The 19003-nt window shown below is 39.5% G+C and carries 22 protein-coding genes; 14 read left to right on the top strand and 8 right to left on the bottom strand.

The window, feature by feature from the left end:
- Positions 1 to 88 precede the first annotated feature (88 nt).
- A complete protein-coding gene (locus tag PS1M3_RS06825) occupies positions 89 to 922 on the top strand; it encodes a transporter substrate-binding domain-containing protein (RefSeq protein ID WP_039036843.1) in 834 nt (277 codons plus the stop codon).
- A gap of 60 nt (positions 923 to 982) precedes the next feature.
- On the opposite strand, the gene PS1M3_RS06820 is transcribed toward PS1M3_RS06825, so the two are convergent.
- The 5 genes from PS1M3_RS06820 to PS1M3_RS06800 form a co-directional block, all read right to left on the bottom strand.
- Entirely contained in the window at positions 983 to 1561 is a 579-nt protein-coding gene (locus PS1M3_RS06820) for a YceI family protein (RefSeq protein ID WP_203986922.1), read from the bottom strand.
- A gap of 1 nt (position 1562) precedes the next feature.
- Positions 1563 to 2114, bottom strand: coding sequence for a cytochrome b (locus PS1M3_RS06815; RefSeq protein ID WP_203986919.1), 552 nt, complete (start codon positions 2112 to 2114; stop codon positions 1563 to 1565).
- Between the two features lie 155 nt (positions 2115 to 2269).
- Positions 2270 to 3094 (bottom strand): ScpA family protein, encoded by an 825-nt coding sequence (locus PS1M3_RS06810; protein ID WP_203986917.1) that lies wholly within the window; start codon positions 3092 to 3094, stop codon positions 2270 to 2272.
- Between the two features lie 6 nt (positions 3095 to 3100).
- Positions 3101 to 3721, bottom strand: coding sequence for an L-threonylcarbamoyladenylate synthase (locus PS1M3_RS06805; protein ID WP_138740003.1), 621 nt, complete (start codon positions 3719 to 3721; stop codon positions 3101 to 3103).
- Positions 3718 to 4572 (bottom strand): PHP domain-containing protein, encoded by an 855-nt coding sequence (locus PS1M3_RS06800; protein WP_138740002.1) that lies wholly within the window; start codon positions 4570 to 4572, stop codon positions 3718 to 3720. Before PS1M3_RS06800 ends, PS1M3_RS06805 begins: the two co-directional genes overlap by 4 nt.
- 447 nt (positions 4573 to 5019) lie before the next feature.
- On the opposite strand from PS1M3_RS06800, the gene PS1M3_RS06795 reads away from it, so the two are divergent.
- From PS1M3_RS06795 to trpA, 6 genes are read left to right on the top strand one after another with little or no spacing between them, the layout of a single operon-like run.
- Entirely contained in the window at positions 5020 to 6588 is a 1569-nt protein-coding gene (locus tag PS1M3_RS06795) for an anthranilate synthase component 1 (RefSeq protein WP_138740001.1), read from the top strand.
- Position 6589: 1 nt separating this feature from the next.
- Complete coding sequence (locus PS1M3_RS06790) at positions 6590 to 7192, top strand: aminodeoxychorismate/anthranilate synthase component II (RefSeq protein ID WP_138740000.1); 603 nt, start codon at positions 6590 to 6592, stop codon at positions 7190 to 7192.
- Between the two features lie 9 nt (positions 7193 to 7201).
- Positions 7202 to 8239: an anthranilate phosphoribosyltransferase gene (gene trpD, locus PS1M3_RS06785; protein ID WP_138739999.1), complete on the top strand. Its 1038-nt coding sequence runs from the start codon at positions 7202 to 7204 to the stop codon at positions 8237 to 8239.
- A complete protein-coding gene (gene trpCF, locus PS1M3_RS06780; RefSeq protein ID WP_203986913.1) occupies positions 8232 to 9596 on the top strand; it encodes a bifunctional indole-3-glycerol-phosphate synthase TrpC/phosphoribosylanthranilate isomerase TrpF in 1365 nt (454 codons plus the stop codon). The genes trpD and trpCF overlap by 8 nt, the downstream gene beginning before the upstream one ends.
- A 7-nt stretch (positions 9597 to 9603) precedes the next feature.
- Positions 9604 to 10788 carry a tryptophan synthase subunit beta gene (gene trpB / locus PS1M3_RS06775; RefSeq protein WP_006792214.1) on the top strand — a complete coding sequence of 395 codons (1185 nt, stop codon included), beginning with the start codon at positions 9604 to 9606 and terminating at the stop codon, positions 10786 to 10788.
- On the top strand, positions 10785 to 11606 hold the full coding sequence (gene trpA, locus PS1M3_RS06770; protein ID WP_203986910.1) for a tryptophan synthase subunit alpha: 822 nt from the start codon (positions 10785 to 10787) through the stop codon (positions 11604 to 11606). Before trpB ends, trpA begins: the two co-directional genes overlap by 4 nt.
- A gap of 60 nt (positions 11607 to 11666) precedes the next feature.
- On the opposite strand, the gene PS1M3_RS06765 is transcribed toward trpA, so the two are convergent.
- Both PS1M3_RS06765 and PS1M3_RS06760 read right to left on the bottom strand, forming a co-directional pair.
- Positions 11667 to 12245: a type 1 glutamine amidotransferase domain-containing protein gene (locus PS1M3_RS06765; RefSeq protein ID WP_203986907.1), complete on the bottom strand. Its 579-nt coding sequence runs from the start codon at positions 12243 to 12245 to the stop codon at positions 11667 to 11669.
- A gap of 207 nt (positions 12246 to 12452) precedes the next feature.
- Positions 12453 to 12722: an HU family DNA-binding protein gene (locus PS1M3_RS06760; protein WP_203986905.1), complete on the bottom strand. Its 270-nt coding sequence runs from the start codon at positions 12720 to 12722 to the stop codon at positions 12453 to 12455.
- 171 nt (positions 12723 to 12893) lie between these two features.
- Between PS1M3_RS06760 and ispZ the strand changes: the two genes are divergently transcribed.
- Complete coding sequence (ispZ, locus tag PS1M3_RS06755; RefSeq protein ID WP_008127733.1) at positions 12894 to 13469, top strand: septation protein IspZ; 576 nt, start codon at positions 12894 to 12896, stop codon at positions 13467 to 13469.
- Positions 13470 to 13530: 61 nt separating this feature from the next.
- Positions 13531 to 14172, top strand: coding sequence for a CPBP family intramembrane glutamic endopeptidase (locus PS1M3_RS06750; RefSeq protein WP_203986903.1), 642 nt, complete (start codon positions 13531 to 13533; stop codon positions 14170 to 14172).
- 53 nt (positions 14173 to 14225) lie between these two features.
- On the opposite strand, the gene PS1M3_RS06745 is transcribed toward PS1M3_RS06750, so the two are convergent.
- Entirely contained in the window at positions 14226 to 15650 is a 1425-nt protein-coding gene (locus PS1M3_RS06745; RefSeq protein WP_006792220.1) for a sodium-dependent transporter, read from the bottom strand.
- Between the two features lie 189 nt (positions 15651 to 15839).
- Here PS1M3_RS06745 and PS1M3_RS06740 point away from each other — a divergent pair, with 189 nt between their 5' ends.
- The 5 genes from PS1M3_RS06740 (at position 15840) to PS1M3_RS06720 (ending at position 18964) form a co-directional block, all read left to right on the top strand.
- On the top strand, positions 15840 to 16142 hold the full coding sequence (locus PS1M3_RS06740) for a YciI family protein (protein WP_058429022.1): 303 nt from the start codon (positions 15840 to 15842) through the stop codon (positions 16140 to 16142).
- Positions 16143 to 16297: 155 nt separating this feature from the next.
- Positions 16298 to 16558, top strand: a complete 261-nt coding sequence (locus tag PS1M3_RS06735; RefSeq protein ID WP_010557520.1) for a PepSY domain-containing protein — start codon at positions 16298 to 16300, stop codon at positions 16556 to 16558.
- 3 nt (positions 16559 to 16561) lie between these two features.
- On the top strand, positions 16562 to 17236 hold the full coding sequence (locus tag PS1M3_RS06730; protein WP_008127723.1) for a response regulator transcription factor: 675 nt from the start codon (positions 16562 to 16564) through the stop codon (positions 17234 to 17236).
- Positions 17230 to 18567 (top strand): ATP-binding protein, encoded by a 1338-nt coding sequence (locus tag PS1M3_RS06725; protein WP_010557521.1) that lies wholly within the window; start codon positions 17230 to 17232, stop codon positions 18565 to 18567. The genes PS1M3_RS06730 and PS1M3_RS06725 overlap by 7 nt, the downstream gene beginning before the upstream one ends.
- The gene (locus PS1M3_RS06720; protein WP_138741009.1) at positions 18554 to 18964 is read left to right on the top strand and encodes a hypothetical protein; all 411 of its coding nucleotides are present in this window, start codon (positions 18554 to 18556) and stop codon (positions 18962 to 18964) included. Before PS1M3_RS06725 ends, PS1M3_RS06720 begins: the two co-directional genes overlap by 14 nt.
- Positions 18965 to 19003: the final 39 nt, after the last annotated feature.

The following is a 19003-nucleotide window of genomic DNA, read 5'->3' as shown; positions in this document are numbered from 1 at the left end:
AATATTATGCCAGCCTTGTTGCTGGCATTTTACTTTTTAATACTTAAGTGTTAAAACAATAATCCAATTACATTCGTTGGTTACTGCAATGTTACGTGTACTTTTCACTCTTTTATTTTGTTGCTCTCTAACTTCAGTTTGTCATGCTCAAACAATTAACTGGTTAACCAACGACTTTGCACCTTACTATATATTAAATGGTAAGTATCAGGGCCAAGGCCGCGACGAAACAATCATAAAATTACTCGAAGACCAACTACCTCATATCAAATTCAATCGTGTTGTGGTGCCTGCAAGTAAGCTAATTCAAACCCTTTCTGATAAAACGAATGACGCGTGCGTACTTTCTCTTTATAAAAACGAAAACAGAAAGCAACAAATGGTATTTACACAAGAAAGCTCTACTGTTGGTTTATCTCCCTCTGTTGCACTACATAAAAAGCTAGCAAATGCGCTATCGCTTAAAAACGACGCTGAGGTGTCTTTGTATGATTTACTACAAGAGAAAAAGCTAACATTAGGCGTGTCTTTGAGTCGCTCTTATGGGGAAGCTATCGATAGTATAATTAATTCAACGCCCGATGTTGACATTGTTATTCGCCCTACCCGAGATAGCTTAGCTAGTCTTACCTATATGCTTAACTTAAAACGCATTGATATTTTACTTGGCTACCCAAGTGAACATTTTTATTTAGCTAAATCTATGAACTTTCAAGATAACTTAACCCAAAGACCATTAACTGAAGCACCTGCGTTAAGCTATGGTTTTATAGGTTGCACTAAAACCGAGCAAGGGATTAAAAATATTGCTTTGCTAAACAAACACCTTAAAGTAATCAAACAAACTGATGCATACATAAATGCCTTATCAAAGTGGTTGCCCGAGCATTTAAAGCCATTGCTAAAAACAAGAATGAACTAAGCAAAAAAAACGCCACGTAATGTGGCGCTTTCAAAGTTAGTTGTATAATTACAACCCTGCTTATTTACGAATACCTTCAATAAATAACCCAATATCAACATGCGTCGACGCAGGTCCTAAATTATAGTTAATACCATAGTCACTTAATTTAAGGCTTGTTTCGCCTTCAAATCCAACACGGTAACCACCCCACGGGTCTTGACCCTCACCTATTTTATCTATTTCAAAGGTAATACTTTTTGTCACACCATGTAATGTAAAATCACCAGTTACTTTGCCTGAATCATCGTTGTTAAAAGTAATTTTAGTACTTTTAAATGTAGCCGTTGGGTATTTATCAACATTTAAAAAATCTTTACCACGTAAGTGCTTATCTCGCTCTGCATGGTTAGAGTCAAGACTGGTTGTATCTATATTTACCATTATTTGTGAAGCATTAGGTTTTTCTGCATCATAATTGAATTCACCGTCAAACGTATTAAAACGTCCATGTAGCCAGCTGTAACCCAAATGTTTTATTTTAAAGTTCACAAAAGCATGTGCCCCTTTTGTATCAATAACATATTCAGCAGCATTTACAGCCGATGCTGATAAAACGAGAGCCGCCGATACAGCCGTATTTAGTAATAGTTTGTTCATATTAATCTTCCTTCAATGGGGTAATCATTCTTGTTAAAGTTTTATCTTTATCTATAAAATGGTGCTTTAGTGCACCCAATGCATGTAAAACAACAAAACCAATTAATATACATGCACCGTAGTAATGAACTTTTCCTGCTATATCAGCTTGATCATCAAAAACAAAGTCGAGAGCAGACACATTAAACAGGGTAAAAACTTCAATGGGCCTTCCATCTGCAGTTGAGATCAAATAACCAGCTACCACAATCACAGCTAATAAAATGTACATAGCTATGTGGGCAGTATGTGCTAGTTGATTCACTTTAGTATTTGTACCTAGCGGTTTTGGCTGTTTAGAAAAAACACGCCATAAAATTCTAAAAATCAAAATAGCTGCAAGCGTAATTCCAATGCTTTTATGTAAATCAAGAGAACCTTTGTACCAACTGTCATAGTAGGTAAGTTCAACCATGTATAAACCCAAACCAAATAAGCCAATAACGGTAAACGCCATCAACCAATGCAATATAATGGCAACGACCCCATATGAGAGTGGTGTGTTTTTAAACATAATTAATATCCTGTGTTTTGATAACGACAAGATATAGAAAAGAAGTGCACAGTAAAATAGCATGTGCAAACAGCTTGTGTGCGTATATGCACATAAATGGTTTACATAGGGGAGTTTAGTGGTTAAAGAGAGTGTTTCAGTTTTACTCGAAGCGGCTATTCAGTGAGGCTTACGTATATTAAGCTCTCTTCATTAACTTGCAGGCAAGTAATAAGCCCTTCCTTGATAAGCTCAAGTATAGCTATAAAGCTTACGACAACCCCGCTGCGCCCTTCTGATGCTTTAAACAGTTCGTTAAACACAATTGTACTCTTTGCTTTGGAAAGCTGTTGTAATATTTGGCTCATGCGCTCGCGGGTTGATAACACTTCTGCTGTTATTTGATGATGCTCAAAGGTTTTAGCTCTCGCCATAACTTCACTTAAGGCAAGCATTAAATCTTTGAGTTCTAATTCGGGTAGGTTTTTGCTTGTATCGTCGTTAATGGTCATTACCGCATGGGCAACGAAAATATCACGACCAACACGAGGAATATCATCCAAATTTTCAGCTGCTTTTTTAAACTGCTCGTATTCTTGTAGGCGTTTAATTAGTTCAGCACGAGGGTCTTCCTCTTCTTCGAGCTCTTCGTGAACAGGAAGAAGCAGCCGTGATTTTATTTGCGCTAACAATGCCGCCATGACTAAATACTCACCAGCTAGCTCTAATTGAAATTCGCTCATCATTTCAACATAGCTAACATATTGTTCTGTAATACTAAATATTGAAAGCTCAAGTACGTCAAGCTTATGTTTTTTTATTAAATAAAGAAGTAAATCAAGCGGCCCCTCAAAGGTTTCTAAAATAACTTCAAGTGCGTCGGGTGGAATATATAAGTCTTCAGGTTTATCAACAACGGCCTTTCCATGCAAAAAAGCCAGTGGCAGATTTTGCTGCACTGGCTCATCAATTACTGGTGGAAGTTTAGTCGTTGAAGCCACGTTTAATTACTCAAACGGGCTCACATCACCACAGCCAACACGCAGTATTTTTACATCGTCCTCGGACAAATCAATAACGGTTGTTGCCTGCTCTGGTAAGTATCCACCGTGAATAATTAGATCTACATGCTTATCAAGCCTATCTAAAATCTCGTCTGGGTCCGACTCTGTAAATTCTTGTCCGGGTAAGATAAGCGAACATGACATTAGCGGCTCGCCCAACTCGGCTAACAGTGCACATGCTATTGGGTGCTCAATAACACGTATGCCAATCGTTTTTTTCTTATCGTTTAATAAACGCTTAGGTACTTCCTTTGTGCCTTTAAAAATAAAGGTATAAGGTCCCGGCGTATTATTTTTAATCAGTCGGAATAATTGATTATCAACGCGTGCATAAGTAGATAACTCTGATAAATCACGACATACAAGTGTAAAATTGTCGTTTTTATCAATGCCACGAATACGCTCTATACGTTCTTTGGCTTGCTTATTACCAATATTACAGCCAATTGCATAGCCAGAGTCGGTAGGGTAAACAACAACACCACCTTGTTTTATTGTATCAACAGCTTGAGTTATTAACCTTGCTTGTGGGTTATCTGGATGAATATGAAATAATTGACTCATGTTAATGCCCCTTCTTGTCCTTCCCAAACTTGCCAAACACCTTGGCAATCTTTAGGTAAGTATAAATTTTTACCAAGCTCTAAATAGCTTGTCGGAAAATGAAAATCTGAGCCTTGTGAACATAATAATTCGTACTCTCGGCTGAGTTCACCTAAAAATTGACGTTCACTAGGTGCTTGCTGAGGTTGCGCTACTTCCATTGCATCTCCCCCTGCATTTTTAAATTCAACTAACAGTCTACGCAACCACTTATTAGACATTCTGTAACTACTTGGATGGGCAAGCACTGCAACCCCTCCTGCTGCATGTATTGCTTTAATAGCGGTTTGCATATCACACCAACAGCTTGGTACGTACCCCGTTTTACCTCGCCCTAAATACTTTTTAAATATTCCAGGGAAATTTTTAGCGACTCCACGCTGCATTAATGCACGTGCAAAATGGGCACGTGTAATTTGTCCATTTACAGCAAGTTCTTTAGCTTGGTCGTAAATGCCTTCAAAGCCATTTTTTTCAAGGCGAAAGCCTATTTGTGTTGCCCGTTCCTCTCGCTTTTGCTGCTGTGCAGTTAATAAGGCATCGAGCTCTTCGTTATCAATATTTATGTTTAACCCGACAATGTGGATCTCAAAGCTTTCCCACTTTGTCGATATTTCTGTGCCTGTAATTAATGACAGCGGAAGATTCTCTGACTGAATAAATGATTGAGCCGGTTTAATAGCTGCCACAGTGTCATGATCGGTAATAGCAAACACATCAATATTTTTATCTACTGCACGGTTTAATAATTCTTCAACCGTTAAATGTCCGTCTGAATGTGTTGTGTGGCTATGTAAATCATATTTTATCAAAAGAAAACTGCTTAAAATTAAGGTTTGAAGGTATTTATGCAAGTATAACAAGTTTTTTCATTAAATTGTTTTAAATAAACACTTGACACAAAAGCACTAGATACGTTTTACTGTAGCCACTTTAAGACACATAAAGAATTAAAAACAATGAACAATTCAAACCTAAACACAATTTGGTGGTGGCACTCGTAATTATCGGGTGATGAATTGTCGTGTCTGACAAAATTTCAAAACCCGCAAACATGCGGGTTTTTTTATAACTAAATTTTAATAAATACATAATAAATTTGAGGCAGAAAACATGAATAACGGTATTACTCTTACACATCATTGGTGGTGGCGCCTGGTATAGCGGGACGGTAATGATCTGTTTGTAATTTAGATATCGTTATTCAAACCCCGCATTGCACAGCATTGCGGGGTTTAATTTTTTTGAGGGAATGAGGTTTGATTTTTAGTCATATAACAACTACGCCGGGTGAAGTAACGAGTATTACGCAAACCCGCGACTACATCAGTAGTCCACTTGCGCTGTACGCGGCACTTGATAAACCTAACTCACTGCTACTTGAATCGGCTGAAATTGATTCTAAAGACAGTGTAAAAAGTTTAATTTTAGTCGATTGCGCATTGCGCATTGTTTGCCAAGGCAAAACAGTCACGATTACAGCCCAGTCAAATAATGGCCACCAGCTGTTAAGTTACTTACAAGCTCATGTTAAAAACTGCAATGTAGAATTAAACGATACAACCCTAACCCTAAATTACTTGAGTACAAGTAACGACATTGATGAAGCCAGTAAACTAGTGGCCGATAATGCATTTAGTGCCCTACGAACTTGTATTAACTCAATCAAAAGCACCACCGACAATCCATTTTCTCTATTTTTAGGCGGTGTATTTGCCTACGACATGGTTGCAAACTTTGAACAGTTAAGTGACGTTCCCGATGGCGAGAACAGCTGTCCTGATTATGTATTTTATTTAGCTGAAACATTAGTTGTAATAGACCACCAAAAACAGACCACCGAACTTATCGGTAACGTATTTAACGGCCCAGACGTACACGCAAACTGCTTTGAAGTAGGCAAACAGCTAGAGCAGTTAAATAGCCTTTGCGATAACGCAGCCCAATACAGCGCCCCATTAAACAAAGGCGAATGTGAGGTAAATGTAGACATAAGCGACAGCACCTACTGTCAGCAGGTTGTAAAACTTAAAAAGAACATTGTAGACGGTGATATTTTTCAGGTTGTTCCTTCTCGTACTTTCTCGCTGCCTTGCCCTAACGCTTTACATGCGTACAGCCAATTAAAACAACAAAACCCAAGCCCTTATATGTTTTATATGCGCGATGAAGACTTTGCTTTATTTGGCGCATCACCCGAATCGGCCCTTAAATACGATATTAATAATCAACAGGTAGAAGTATACCCAATTGCAGGAACGCGCCCTCGTGGTAAGTTTGCTAATGGGCAAATAAACCCCGATTTAGATAGCCGTATTGAGCTTGAACTTAGAAACGATCAAAAAGAACGTGCAGAACACTTAATGCTTGTTGACTTAGCCCGTAACGATGTAGCACGAATTAGTGTTGCAGGTACACGTCATGCCAAAGAGCTATTAAAAGTAGACCGTTATTCGCAAGTTATGCATTTAGTTTCACGTGTTGTTGGTACATTAAAACCCGAACTTGATGCACTTCACGCTTACCAAGCATGCATGAACATGGGTACCTTAGTAGGCGCGCCTAAAGTTCGCGCTGCAGAATTAGTTCGCCAAACAGAAGGAAAACGACGTGGCAGTTACGGTGGCGCAGTAGGTTATTTAACCGGTGACGGCGCAATGGACAGTTGTATTGTTATTCGCTCTGCCTTTGTTAAAAACAACATGGCTTATGTGCAAGCCGGTGCCGGGGTTGTATTTGACTCAGACCCACAATCTGAAGCTAACGAGACACGTGCTAAAGCTCAAGCGGTTATAACCGCCATAAAATCAACTTTCGAGGCGGTATAACATGGGTGCATCACAGCCAATCAAAATTTACTTTTTAGATAACTTTGACTCGTTTAGTTACAACTTGGTAGACGAACTAACTATGCTCGGTGGTGAGCTTGTTGTGTATAGAAATAACATAAGCGCCGATACTATTTTTAATAAAATGCGCCAAGAGCAAGGCCAAGTATTACTTGTACTTTCTCCAGGCCCAGGCACACCAAGCGATGCTGGTTGCCTCATGGATCTTATTGCGCTGTGTAAGGGCCACTTTCCTATGCTGGGTATTTGTTTAGGTCAACAAGCGTTAACACAAAGTTATGGCGGAGTAATCGGACATGCGGGTGAAACCGTACATGGTAAGTCATCAATTATTGATCTAAGCACACACCCTGTGTTTGAAAATATGGGCGATACAATGCCGGTGGCACGTTACCACTCATTAATGGCTACGCAAGTACCTGATAGCATAGAGGTAATAGCACAATACCAAGATATTCCTATGGCTATTTATCACCATGATGACGGTGCTCTGGGTTATCAGTTTCACCCTGAATCAATACTAACGCCCAACGGGGCTATGTTGCTGCAACAAAGTGTTGCTTACCTAACAAATAATAATTAAGAGGACGTTATGAGTACACATTTAACCAACGTACTTAATGTTCAACACGCAATTGAGCAACTTACGATTAAGCAATCACTCAGTTATAGCCAATCAAAAGCGCTATTTAATGAAATTATGCAAGGTAACATGAGCGATATTGAGCTAACTGCTTTGCTTATTAGTCTTAAAATGAAAGGTGAAGTGAGTGATGAAATAGCGGGAGCTGCGGCATCTATGCGTGAAAACGCAGTGGCTTTTAATACTACTTGCTCACAACTTGCAGATAGTTGTGGCACCGGTGGCGATGGGTCAAATACTATTAATATCAGCACCACTGCCGCTATTGTCGCAGCTGCAGCGGGTATTAACATGGTAAAACATGGCAACCGCAGTGTGTCGAGTAACTCAGGCTCTGCCGACTTACTCAAAGCGCTTGGTATTAATATAGATATGAGCCCTGAACAAGCAGCAAAATGCCTTGAGCAAACACACTTTACATTTTTGTTTGCACCTCATTATCACAGCGGTGTGCGCCATGCGATGGGTGTGCGTACTGCACTTAAAACACGAACTATTTTTAATATTCTAGGCCCCCTTGCTAACCCTGCGGCGCCTGATGTGCAATTATTGGGGGTCTACGACGAGTCCCTATGTATGCCTATGGCGCAAACGCTTAAAACATTAGGCACACAACGCGCAATGATCGTACACGGTTCTGGCACTGACGAAATTGCCCTTCATGGGCCAACGCATGTTGTTGAATTAAACAACGGTGAAATAAACCAGTACACGCTCAACCCAAGCGACTTCGGCCTTGCAAACTATTCACTTGAACAACTAGCAGGTGAAGGCCCACAATATAACGCTGATGCAAGCGTTGCTATTTTACAAGGCAAAGGCACTGATGCGCACAACGCCGCTATTGTGGTAAATGTTGCTGCTCTTTTATATCTAACAGGTAAAGCTGATTTACTTAAAGATGGCGCACAGCAAGTACACTCACTTTTAAGTTCAGGCAAAGCCATGGACACATTAAATGCAATTATTGAGGTAAGTCATGGCTAATGTATTAGACAAAATTGTTGCTGATAAAAAGCTAGAATTAATTGAACGAAAAGCCGCTCGTCCGCTTGAAAGTTTTAAAGATCAAGCGGTGCCAACCAGCCGTGATTTTTATAAAGCATTGGCGGCACCCGGTACGCAATTTATTTTAGAATGTAAAAAAGCGTCCCCTTCTAAGGGGTTAATAAGAGAACCTTTTGATTTAACTGAAATCACTGCAGCTTACAAAAAATATGCAAGCTGCATGAGCGTACTCACCGATACTAAATACTTTCAAGGTAGCTTTGACTACCTAGAGTTTGTACGTAGCCAAGTTGATCAGCCACTTATTTGTAAAGACTTTTTCATAGATGAGTATCAGGTTTATATGGCTCGTATTTATGGTGGCGATGCTATCTTACTTATGCTTTCGGTACTTAATGATGAAGAATACACAGCACTGCATAAGGTCGCTGATTCACTCAATATGGCGGTGCTAACCGAGGTAAGTAACGAAGAAGAAGTACACCGAGCACTTGACCTAAATGCTAAAATTATTGGTATTAATAACCGTGATTTACGTGACTTGAGTACCGATTTAGCTACTACTGAAAAACTACGTAAATTAATACCTGAAGATAGAGTTGTTATTTCGGAGTCAGGTATCTATACCCATCAAGACGTTAAACGCTTAGCACCGCTGTGCGATGGCTTTTTAATTGGTAGCTCGCTGATGGCCGAAGTTGATTTAGAACAAGCATGTCGCCGGGTTATTTTTGGGGAAAGTAAAGTATGTGGACTTACTCGCAGCCAAGATGCGCAAGCTGCGTATAATGCGGGCGCTATATATGGCGGTTTAATTTTTCATTCTAAGTCTCCACGTTGTGTTGATTTAGATTGCGCCCAAGCCATAACGCAATCAGCCCCCCTCAAGTTTGTGGGTGTTTTTGTTGATGAGCCAACAGAGAAAGTTGCTCACGCCGCAAGTGTGTTAAAATTAGCGGCAGTTCAATTACATGGCCAAGAAAGTGACGATTACATTAAAGCGTTGCGTACACAGTTACCTAGCAATTGCGAAATTTGGAAAGCACAAGCAATTAAAGATGAGCTACCTACTCCTGTAAATGGAGTTGACCGCCACTTGTACGACACTCACAGTGATAAACAAGCTGGTGGAACAGGAAAAGTATTTGATTGGTCGCTTCTTCGCGATGCAACAACACCGTTTATGCTAGCTGGTGGCTTAAATCCAGACAATATTAAAGATGCGCTTTATCAAGGTGCCTTAGGCCTTGACTTAAATTCTGGGGTTGAAGATGCTCCGGGCAAAAAGTGCCCAAACAAATTACATCATGCTTTTACAAGTATCAGAAATTATTGAGGTTAAAATGCAAAATCCAGCTTATTTTGGCGAGTTTGGCGGTATGTTTGTACCCGAGTTGCTTGTCCCTGCACTTAAGCAGTTAGAAAACGAATTTAACAAAGCGCAAAAAGATCCTGAGTTTCAGGCAGAACTTAGCAAATTATTAAACGAGTATGCGGGTCGCCCTACGCCTCTTACTTTAACGCGTAATTTAGTTAAAAACCCAAAGGTTAAACTTTACTTAAAGCGTGAAGATCTACTTCATGGTGGTGCACACAAAACAAACCAGGTGCTTGGCCAAGCGTTATTAACAAAACGTATGGGTAAAAAAGAAGTAATTGCTGAAACCGGCGCAGGTCAGCATGGTGTTGCTACTGCTTTAGCATGCGCACTTTTAGGTTTAAAATGCCGTATATACATGGGCGCGAAAGACGTTGAACGCCAACAACCTAATGTATTTAGAATGAAATTAATGGGCGCAGAAGTCATTCCTGTTACAGCGGGTTCTGGCACATTAAAAGATGCCGTAAACGAAGCGCTACGTGACTGGTCAGCTAACTACCAAGAAGCGCACTACTTACTAGGAACTGCGGCGGGCCCTCACCCATTCCCAACAATTGTTCGCGAATACCAAAAAGTAATTGGTGAAGAAGCCAAGCAACAAGTGCTTGAAGCTGAAGGACGCTTACCAGACGCCGTTATAGCCTGCGTGGGTGGTGGGTCAAATGCTATAGGTATGTTTACCGATTTTATTGACGAGCCTAGCGTAAAACTAATTGGTGTAGAGCCAGCGGGTAAAGGCTTAGACACCCATGAACACGGCGCCACTATTTGTAAGGGTACTAAAGGTATACTACACGGTACATACACTTACATTATGCAAAACGATGATGGCCAAATTGAAGAGTCATACTCTGTATCAGCGGGTCTAGATTACCCAGCGGTAGGCCCACAGCATGCATTTTTACATGAAACTGGCCGTGCACAATATGTAGGTATCAGTGACACTGAGGCACTTGACGCATTTCAGTCATTAGCTAAAAACGAAGGTATTATTCCCGCTCTGGAGTCAAGCCATGCTTTAGCCTACGCGCTAAAATATGCAGAAGAGCAGACGCAAGACAGTGTAATCGTAATTAATTTAAGTGGCCGTGGCGATAAAGATTTAGCACATGTACACAAAGTATTATCTGAAGGAGGCCAGCTATGAGCCAAGTTAAGACGGACCGTTATGGCGACATGTTTAGTGCACTTAATGAGAAAAATCAAGGTGCGTTTGTTCCCTTTGTGACTATTGGCGATCCAGGTAAAGAGCAGAGTATTGCTATCATTAAAAGCTTAATTGATGGTGGTGCTGACGGACTAGAGCTGGGTATCCCCTTTTCAGATCCAATAGCCGATGGCCCTGTTATCCAAGCCGCTAATATTCGTGCGCTTGATGTGAATATTAACACCCAAGATTGCTTTGACATCATTAAAGAAATTCGTGAATACAATGCAGATATTCCAATTGGTTTATTGTTATATTCAAACTTAGTGTTTAAACGTGGCTTAGAAGCGTTTTACAAAGATGCAAAAGCCGTAGGGGTGGACTCTATTTTGGTAGCAGATGTTCCTTTGCATGAGTCTAAAATGTTTAGAAAGGCTGCAATGGATAATGGGGTTGACCCAATATTTATTGCAACACCTAATGCAGATGACGACACTCTTCGCCAGTGTGCTTCATATGGACGCGGTTATACTTATTTGCTTTCACGTGCAGGCGTAACAGGTACTGATACCAAAGCACAAATGCCCGCTGGTAATATTGTAAATAAATTAAAAGAGTATCATGCAGCCCCTGCTCTACTAGGCTTTGGTATTTCAACGCCAGACGATGTGAAATCAGCATTAAATGCAGGTGCAGCCGGGGCAATTTCAGGCTCTGCGGTGGTAAAGATTATTGAAGCCAATCTTGATGATTTGGATGCAATGACAACAAAACTAAAAACGTTTGTTAGCAACATGAAAGCCGCTACAGAGCTTTAAGTAAACTCAGGTTTAAACACATTAAAAGGGCATTTAAATGCCCTTTTTCATTATTAAAATTTAGTGTGCTTTATGCTTCCCTTCTAGCACTTCTTCAATAAATTTAGCGTTAAAAGCATCTAAATCTTCTGGACTGCGGCTGGTCACTAAACCTCTGTCTACACACACTTCTTCATTTACCCAATTTGCGCCTGCATTCATTAAATCGCTTTTAATACTTGGGAAAGAAGTGATTGTGCGGTCACGTAACTTGTTAATTTCTGCCAACAACCATGGTGCATGACAAATTGCAGCAACTGGTTTGTTTTTTTCTGCACCAAAAAAGCCGTCTATAAAGGCTTTTGCGTGTTTGTCTTGACGAAGGCTGTCTGGATTAAATAACCCACCGGGTAACATTAATGCATCGTAATCAGCAGAGTTTGTATTGGTGACGAGTTTATCTACTGATACTTTTTCGCCCCATTTATCTTCATTCCACCCAGTTATTTTACCTTCTTTGATAGAGACGATCTCTATTTCTGCACCCGCGTTTAATAATGCATCGCGAGGAGAAAACAACTCACTTTGTTCAAAACCGTCAGTGGCTAAAATGGCAATTTTTTTACCTTTTAGGGGCGTACGCGATTGTAATGTATTCATTTGGCTCTCCTTATAAATTAATTAAGTGTTTAACTCACTAAACAATAAGCAGGACGGATGCCAAATTTAAATCATTGAAAATTATATTAAATTTTAATTTATGATATAACCCCATGTAAATTATTTATAATTAATGAATAATCTACATGACGTTAAAAGAGCGTTGTTCTAGATAGTACAAATAAAAAGGTAAGTAGAAGTGAAGTATTAAAGGCGATCTTTAAGTGCTTTAGCTGGTTTAAAAACGGCCTTGTTAGCCCCTTCTATTTCGATTGCCTCACCCGTTTGTGGATTGCGCCCAGTGCGTGCCGGATAATAGCTAAGTGCAAACGTACCAAATCCATTAATTTGCACCTGATCACCTTCAGATAACGATTTAGTAATCACTTTTTGAATACTTGTAAGAGCGGCTTGTGAATCTTTTTTAGTAAGTTCGCTTTGTTTTGCCATTTCGGCAATAAGTTGAGTTTTGTTCATATAAGGCTCCTAAATACACGTAAACAATGAATACGTTTAACGTGGGAATATAATGATGAATAAATAAAGCCACGCAGGCTAAGGCTTACAGGGCTTTAAGTCAACCTTGTAGTTACCAAGTGTTATGTGGTAAAAACGCTGTAATTTATTTTTGTATAATTTAGGTAGTATATGCACGCATTAATTGAATACATTCCACTTATACTGTTTTTTGCAGTGTTTAAGCTTGTAGATATTTACTGGGCAACGGCTTTATTAATTGCAACATCGCTTATTCAAGTCATATTTAGCTATTACAAACATGGGAAAGTACCGACCCGCCAGTGGATCTTTTTTTCTATTGCTGCCGTGTTTGGCACCTTAACGCTTGTGTTTCATGATGAGCAATTTGTAAAATGGAAAGCCACTATTATATACGCGGGTTTCAGCATTATGCTGCTTGTGAGTCGTTACATACTCAATAAAAACTTAGTAAAAAAGGCACTAACCGCTATTTTAGAAAACGCAAATGACACAGATAAAAAAATAACCGTGCCAGAGCCATTATGGGATAAATTAAACTTAATGTGGGTAGCTATTACCGCCGGTATTGCAGCACTTAACATATACATAGCGTATAACTTTTCACTCGACTTTTGGGTAAACTTTAAAGTCTTTGGCTTGATGGCTATTACATTTGTAAGCATTTTTGCCACAATTATTGCCCTTTATAAATACCTCCCTGATGATGACGAAGCAGTAAACTAGTTTTCGTCATAAAAATGTCGTCTTAGCTTGTTAGTTTATAAAAAAACAGCCTGAGACGACCTTGAACGCTAATCAATACCGCTGGTTTGAATTTACCCTCATATTTATTTTTTTACCGCTAGTAGGCTTTAGCTTACGCAGCCATTTAGCAAATTGGCTTTTCCCTGCGCTTATAATATTAATGAGCGTATGTTGCATGCTTTTGTTAAGCGACCCACACTTTAAACGTTTCAGGCTTACCAGCCTTGGGCAGTTTTCTGCTGTAAAAAATCGTCTGTTTAGTTTCTTTTTATTAGGCGCCGTTTTCTCTGGTATGTTTTACGGGATCATCCATCAAGAAAATTGGTTTGCCCTCCCCCGTCATTCTTTTAATGATTGGCTGCTTTTGTTACTGCTATACCCCGTATTGTCGGTTATCCCTCAAGAGCTAATATTCAGAACCTATTTTTTTCATCGTTATAAACACATTATGCCTAAAAAAAGCATGCGAATTATTGTAAGTGCCACTGTGTTTGCACTGGCTCATATAATTTATGCAAATTTGATTGCGGTATCTTTAGCTTTTTTAGGCGGGTTGTTATTTTCGTATACTTACGCTCAAAGCCGCTCAACCTTTGTATGTGTTATTGAGCATAGCTTGTGGGGAATTTGGATGTTTACTCTAGGTATTGGGAGTTATTTAGACTCAGGTGCTTTAACCTAAATGTTAGGCAAAAAAAGCCGCGACAATCGCGGCTAATTTTCATACTACACATTTTAAAAACCAAATAACTTTAAACCAAAGAACTTGGTAGCAACCGTGTTTATAAATATCACGGCTAAAATGAATGGAATAAACGTTGAAAGAGAAAAATTAACGTATTTCTCCATCATGCTGCCTTCGTAGCTAGGTGAACCTTGGCTTAGTTCCTGTGTTAAACGCGCTTTTTTCCATCGATACATTACAAACAAACACACCATTAAGCCATTAAGAGGTAAAATAGTGTCGTAGAATACATCAACTACAATATCAAAAAAGCTCTTACTGGCACCGCCATAGCTGGTAAACGACGTTAAACTGTCAACCATACCAAACGACATAGTACATATAATTGTAAGCACGCCTGTGCTAAGCGTTAGTATACCTAAGGCTTTTTTACGACTAATACCTTTACGATCACTCAATGTTGCCGTTGGTACTTCTACAATTGAAACCAAAGACGTTATTGCTGCAAAAAATACAAGTAAAAAGAATGAAAAGGCGACAACTGAAGCCCCTACGTAGCCAATATCGTTTTGTAATGCTAATAAAATTTTAGGTAAATAAACAAAAATCATTGATACAGACGAGTCTGATAACGACTCCGGGTTAGTATTTGGGTCAAAACTAAATATAGCGGGTAAAACCATAAGGCCGGCAACAAACGCGACTAGTGAGTCTGTAATAGCCACCATTTTTGCACTACTAACTATGTCGTCTTTCTTAGAAATATACGACGCATAGGTCATTAAAATACCCATACCTAGCGATAAAGAGAAGAACGCTTGACTCAATGCACCATTGAGTACGCTAGCACTCATTTTTGAAAAGTCAGGAATAACGTAATACTCAACGCCTGCCAATGCGTTATCTAGCGTTAAAACATACGCTACCAAAGCTAACAGCATTACCAACAATGCTGGCATTAATACTTTAGCCGCTTTTTCTATGCCCTGTTTTACACCGCCGAGTAAAATAAGGTTAACAATAACAACCACCACTGCCATATAAGCAAATACTGTGTAGCTGTTAATAAATGTCCCAAAATGGCTTGGATCGGCTAACGCATCTAAGTTACCCATGCCTGCCTGTATCAAGTAGCCAAAAATCCACACTGTAATTACCATATAAAAAACGGCAATCATAAATGGAGTTAAAACGGCTAAAAATCCTGCAAATTTCCATTTTTTATCGTTATTTGCTAAAAGTTTGTATGAACCGAGCGGATCTTTTTGAGCATTTCGGCCCATGGCCATTTCTGCCATCATCACGGGTAAACAAATAAACACGACAAATAGAGCATAAATTAATAAAAATGCGCCGCCACCATTTTTAGTAGCAGAAACGGGAAAACCCACTAAATTACCAATACCAACGGCAGAACCAGCTGCAGCCAGTATAAATCCGAGACGGGAGCTAAATCGCTCTCTATTATCGCTCATGTATAAAACCTTTTTATTATTTTGAGTATCTGAGCGACTCTACCAGTGTTATACAGCGGTTTTCAAGCAATTAGCGTTAAAAATAAAATCCAACTGTAAACCTAAGTGTATACGCTTTTAGTTAGCCAAATTTGAGCTCTGTGGTACTATTTGCATAATTAAATTTAACAACTTAAGTGAGAATCTATTATGTTGTACATGATTTACTCAACAGACGTTGAAAACAGCCTTGAATTACGAAAAGCTGCACGTCCAGCGCACTTAGAACGCTTAAAAGAGCTTGATGCACAAAACAGGCTACTTACCGCCGGCCCTTTCCCTGCGGTTGATAATGAAGACCCTCAAGATGCCGGTTTTACTGGCTCAGTTATTATTGCAGAGTTTGATTCGCTAGAAGCTGCGCGTGAATGGGCAACTAATGATCCTTACGTTTCAGGTGGCGTATACGTAAATACAATTGTTAAACCATTCAAAAAAGTGTTTCCAGTATAAATAACAGCGTGTTGTTACAAGCCAACCTGTAATTCAGGATTTGTTCACACGTTTTTAATTAAAATTATTAATGTAATTACGGATTTAACGTTTTTACTTGAATTTTAGTAACTTAGTTAATTAAACTAAGGTTATCTGGTCTAGGAGTTTCTGTTATGCGCGTATTGTTAAGCCTTATTTTTATTGCTTGTGTTAGCTTTGCTAGCAATAGCCAAGCTTCGGCTACGCCCACTAAAAAGGTAAATCAACCGGTGGATAAAAAGAAAGCGGTAATACTTGCAAAACAAAGCATTGGCGGTAAAACGCTAAAGATAACTGAAAAACCAGAGTTTTATACCGTACGAATACTCAAATCTGACGGCCACGTCGTTGATTTACATATTAATAAAAAAACCGGCGAAGTGAAAAAGGATTAAAAAATGCGAATTTTAGTTATTGAAGACGATCTACATTTAGCAGACAACCTACGAAATGCATTAGAGAAAGAACGCTACAGCGTGGATTTATGTCACGATGGTGAAGCTGGTTTATTCCATATTACTGAATACCCTTTGGATATGGCTGTGGTTGATTTGGGTTTACCTAAAATTGACGGAATTGAGTTAATTAACAAAGCACGTGCCCAAGGCGTGACAATTCCAATTTTAATTTTAACAGCCCGTGATCGCTGGCAAGATAAAGTTGAAGGGCTAGATGCCGGTGCAGACGACTATTTAACAAAGCCATTTCATGTTGAAGAATTAGCAGCGCGTTGTAACGCACTTATTCGCCGCAGTGCAGGTAAAGCTAACCCTGAAATGACAGCAGGACCTATAAAAATACACACCCGTTCGCAACAAGTTTGGGTCGATGACAAAGAGTTAAGTCTAACGGCTTATGAGTATAAAGTACTTGAATACTTAATGGTAAACCCACAAAAGGTTATTTCTAAGTCAGAGCTTACCGAGCATATTTACGATCAGGATTTCGACCTTGATTCGAATGTAATTGAAGTGTTTGTTTTACGCCTACGTAAAAAGTTAGACCCAGAAGGCACCCTCAACCCAGTTGAAACGTTACGTGGCCGTGGTTACAGGCTAAAAAGTCAGTGGTAGGACCGCAAGTATCACTAAAAATAAGGCAAGGATTTATCCTTGTCTTTGTTTTATTGGTGGCACTGCCTATTTTGTTTTACTCAATTGGCAAAGCCTATTATGCCTCTTTGGTCGATGCCACAGAAAAAACGCTAGAAGCTCAACTCTATTCTCTCATATCTGAGGTAGACTTTACTGAACATGGCATAATTATGCCAAGCACTATATTAGCGCCTGAGCTTAACAGATTAAACTCTGACACTTACGCAATGATTTACCGAGATGAAGAGCCAATTTGGCATTCGGAGTCAGCGGTGAATGTCGACTTTGTACCTCAACAAATAGAAACCAAAGCCGGTGCCGCTGACTTTAGGCGCGTAGAATACAAAAATACGGTTTATTGGCAGCTTAGTTTAACCGTAATATTAAATAATATTGATCAGTCCGAGCAGGCTCGGTTCATTTTAGTAAAACGTAACGACGCTCTACTTCGCTTAATGGATGGGTTTAAACAAACACTTGTTGAGTGGATGTTTGTTATGGGTATTGCCATAACAATTTTAATGGCTATCGGTTTTATTTGGAGCGCTCGCCCACTTCAGCGCTTAGATAAAGAAATAAAAGCCATTGAATCTGGTGATATACAAGAAATTAAAGGCCTTTATCCTATTGAACTACAAACCATAAAAGCCGACTTAAACTTGTTACTTGAATCTCAGCAACGACAAAAAGAACGCTACAGAGCATCGCTCAGCGATTTAGCGCACGCACTTAAAACCCCACTAGCTGTTCTTAAATCAAGCCCGCTTGCAAATGATGCTGACGCACAAGAACAGTTAGACCGTATAAATGTGATGATCGAACACCAATTAAAGCGTGCAGCTACTGGCGCATCAGATACGTGGAAAAAACAAACGCCTATAAAACCAGTTATCGACTCAATACTAAGTGCAATGGCTAAAGTTTATCGCGACAAAGATATTATTTTTGATTGTATAGTTTCTGATAAAGACTACTTTTTAGGTGACCAAACCGATTTAATGGAGTTACTAGGCAACTTAATTGATAACGCCTGTAAAGCGTGTCGTTCTCAAGTAACGGTACAAGTGGTGCAAAGTAAAACATTATGTATAGGTATAAGTGATGATGGCCCGGGTGTGCCAGAAGATAAGCGCGAATCATTACTTAAACGCGGTACACGCTTAGATACATACCAAAGTGGGCATGGTGTTGGCATGGCCATTGTCTCGGACTTGGTTACATCTTACCACGGCACACTGACAATCACTGAAGCCGACAAGCTAGGCGGCGCACAATTTATATTAGAGTTTAATTACCATGATAAAAAATAATACGTATGCAAACTTGTTTTCGTTTTTTCTCCTTATAATAAGTGGCAGTGCATATTCTAATGCTGTGTGCCAATTGGTTGATAAGCCAACTATGAATGAATCTAAGCGTTACATCCAATGCCTTGACACCCAGCTCGATAAAGCCAAACAAGAGCAAGGGACTTGGGTACAAAAACGCAAGTACGAACTAGTCCAATCTGAAGAAGCAACGGGTAATACCCAAGTGCTGCAGTTATTTATGCGCAGTATAAAAAATAATGAGAAGTACATTGAAAGTGCCTGTCAGTGGCGCTACATATTAAAACTTCCTAATGCAAAAGCAGCCGCTATCAGCTACAAGCACTGTGAAATTCAGTTAGTAAATCAGTTTACAGAATCCTTAAAACAACCTTTTTAAAGCACGTGTAAATAACACGACTAGCTCGCATACTCACTT

It is taken from the genome of Pseudoalteromonas sp. PS1M3 (assembly GCF_016865405.1).
Lineage (GTDB): Bacteria > Pseudomonadota > Gammaproteobacteria > Enterobacterales > Alteromonadaceae > Pseudoalteromonas > Pseudoalteromonas marina.
Note: the sequence above shows the minus strand (reverse complement) of the source record. Positions and strands in the feature narration are given on the sequence as shown.

What these genes read in the sequence shown, in the direction of transcription:
- PS1M3_RS06825 (WP_039036843.1), top strand. Translation starts at nt 89, where the DNA reads ATGTTACGTGTACTTTTCACTCTTTTATTTTGTTGCTCTCTAACTTCA.
- PS1M3_RS06820 (WP_203986922.1), bottom strand. Translation starts at nt 1,561, where the DNA reads ATGAACAAACTATTACTAAATACGGCTGTATCGGCGGCTCTCGTTTTA.
- PS1M3_RS06815 (WP_203986919.1), bottom strand. Translation starts at nt 2,114, where the DNA reads ATGTTTAAAAACACACCACTCTCATATGGGGTCGTTGCCATTATATTG.
- PS1M3_RS06805 (WP_138740003.1), bottom strand. Translation starts at nt 3,721, where the DNA reads ATGAGTCAATTATTTCATATTCATCCAGATAACCCACAAGCAAGGTTA.
- PS1M3_RS06790 (WP_138740000.1), top strand. Translation starts at nt 6,590, where the DNA reads ATGGGTGCATCACAGCCAATCAAAATTTACTTTTTAGATAACTTTGAC.
- trpD (WP_138739999.1), top strand. Translation starts at nt 7,202, where the DNA reads ATGAGTACACATTTAACCAACGTACTTAATGTTCAACACGCAATTGAG.
- trpCF (WP_203986913.1), top strand. Translation starts at nt 8,232, where the DNA reads ATGGCTAATGTATTAGACAAAATTGTTGCTGATAAAAAGCTAGAATTA.
- trpB (WP_006792214.1), top strand. Translation starts at nt 9,604, where the DNA reads ATGCAAAATCCAGCTTATTTTGGCGAGTTTGGCGGTATGTTTGTACCC.
- trpA (WP_203986910.1), top strand. Translation starts at nt 10,785, where the DNA reads ATGAGCCAAGTTAAGACGGACCGTTATGGCGACATGTTTAGTGCACTT.
- PS1M3_RS06765 (WP_203986907.1), bottom strand. Translation starts at nt 12,245, where the DNA reads ATGAATACATTACAATCGCGTACGCCCCTAAAAGGTAAAAAAATTGCC.
- PS1M3_RS06760 (WP_203986905.1), bottom strand. Translation starts at nt 12,722, where the DNA reads ATGAACAAAACTCAACTTATTGCCGAAATGGCAAAACAAAGCGAACTT.
- ispZ (WP_008127733.1), top strand. Translation starts at nt 12,894, where the DNA reads ATGCACGCATTAATTGAATACATTCCACTTATACTGTTTTTTGCAGTG.
- PS1M3_RS06745 (WP_006792220.1), bottom strand. Translation starts at nt 15,650, where the DNA reads ATGAGCGATAATAGAGAGCGATTTAGCTCCCGTCTCGGATTTATACTG.
- PS1M3_RS06740 (WP_058429022.1), top strand. Translation starts at nt 15,840, where the DNA reads ATGTTGTACATGATTTACTCAACAGACGTTGAAAACAGCCTTGAATTA.
- PS1M3_RS06735 (WP_010557520.1), top strand. Translation starts at nt 16,298, where the DNA reads ATGCGCGTATTGTTAAGCCTTATTTTTATTGCTTGTGTTAGCTTTGCT.
- PS1M3_RS06730 (WP_008127723.1), top strand. Translation starts at nt 16,562, where the DNA reads ATGCGAATTTTAGTTATTGAAGACGATCTACATTTAGCAGACAACCTA.
- PS1M3_RS06720 (WP_138741009.1), top strand. Translation starts at nt 18,554, where the DNA reads ATGATAAAAAATAATACGTATGCAAACTTGTTTTCGTTTTTTCTCCTT.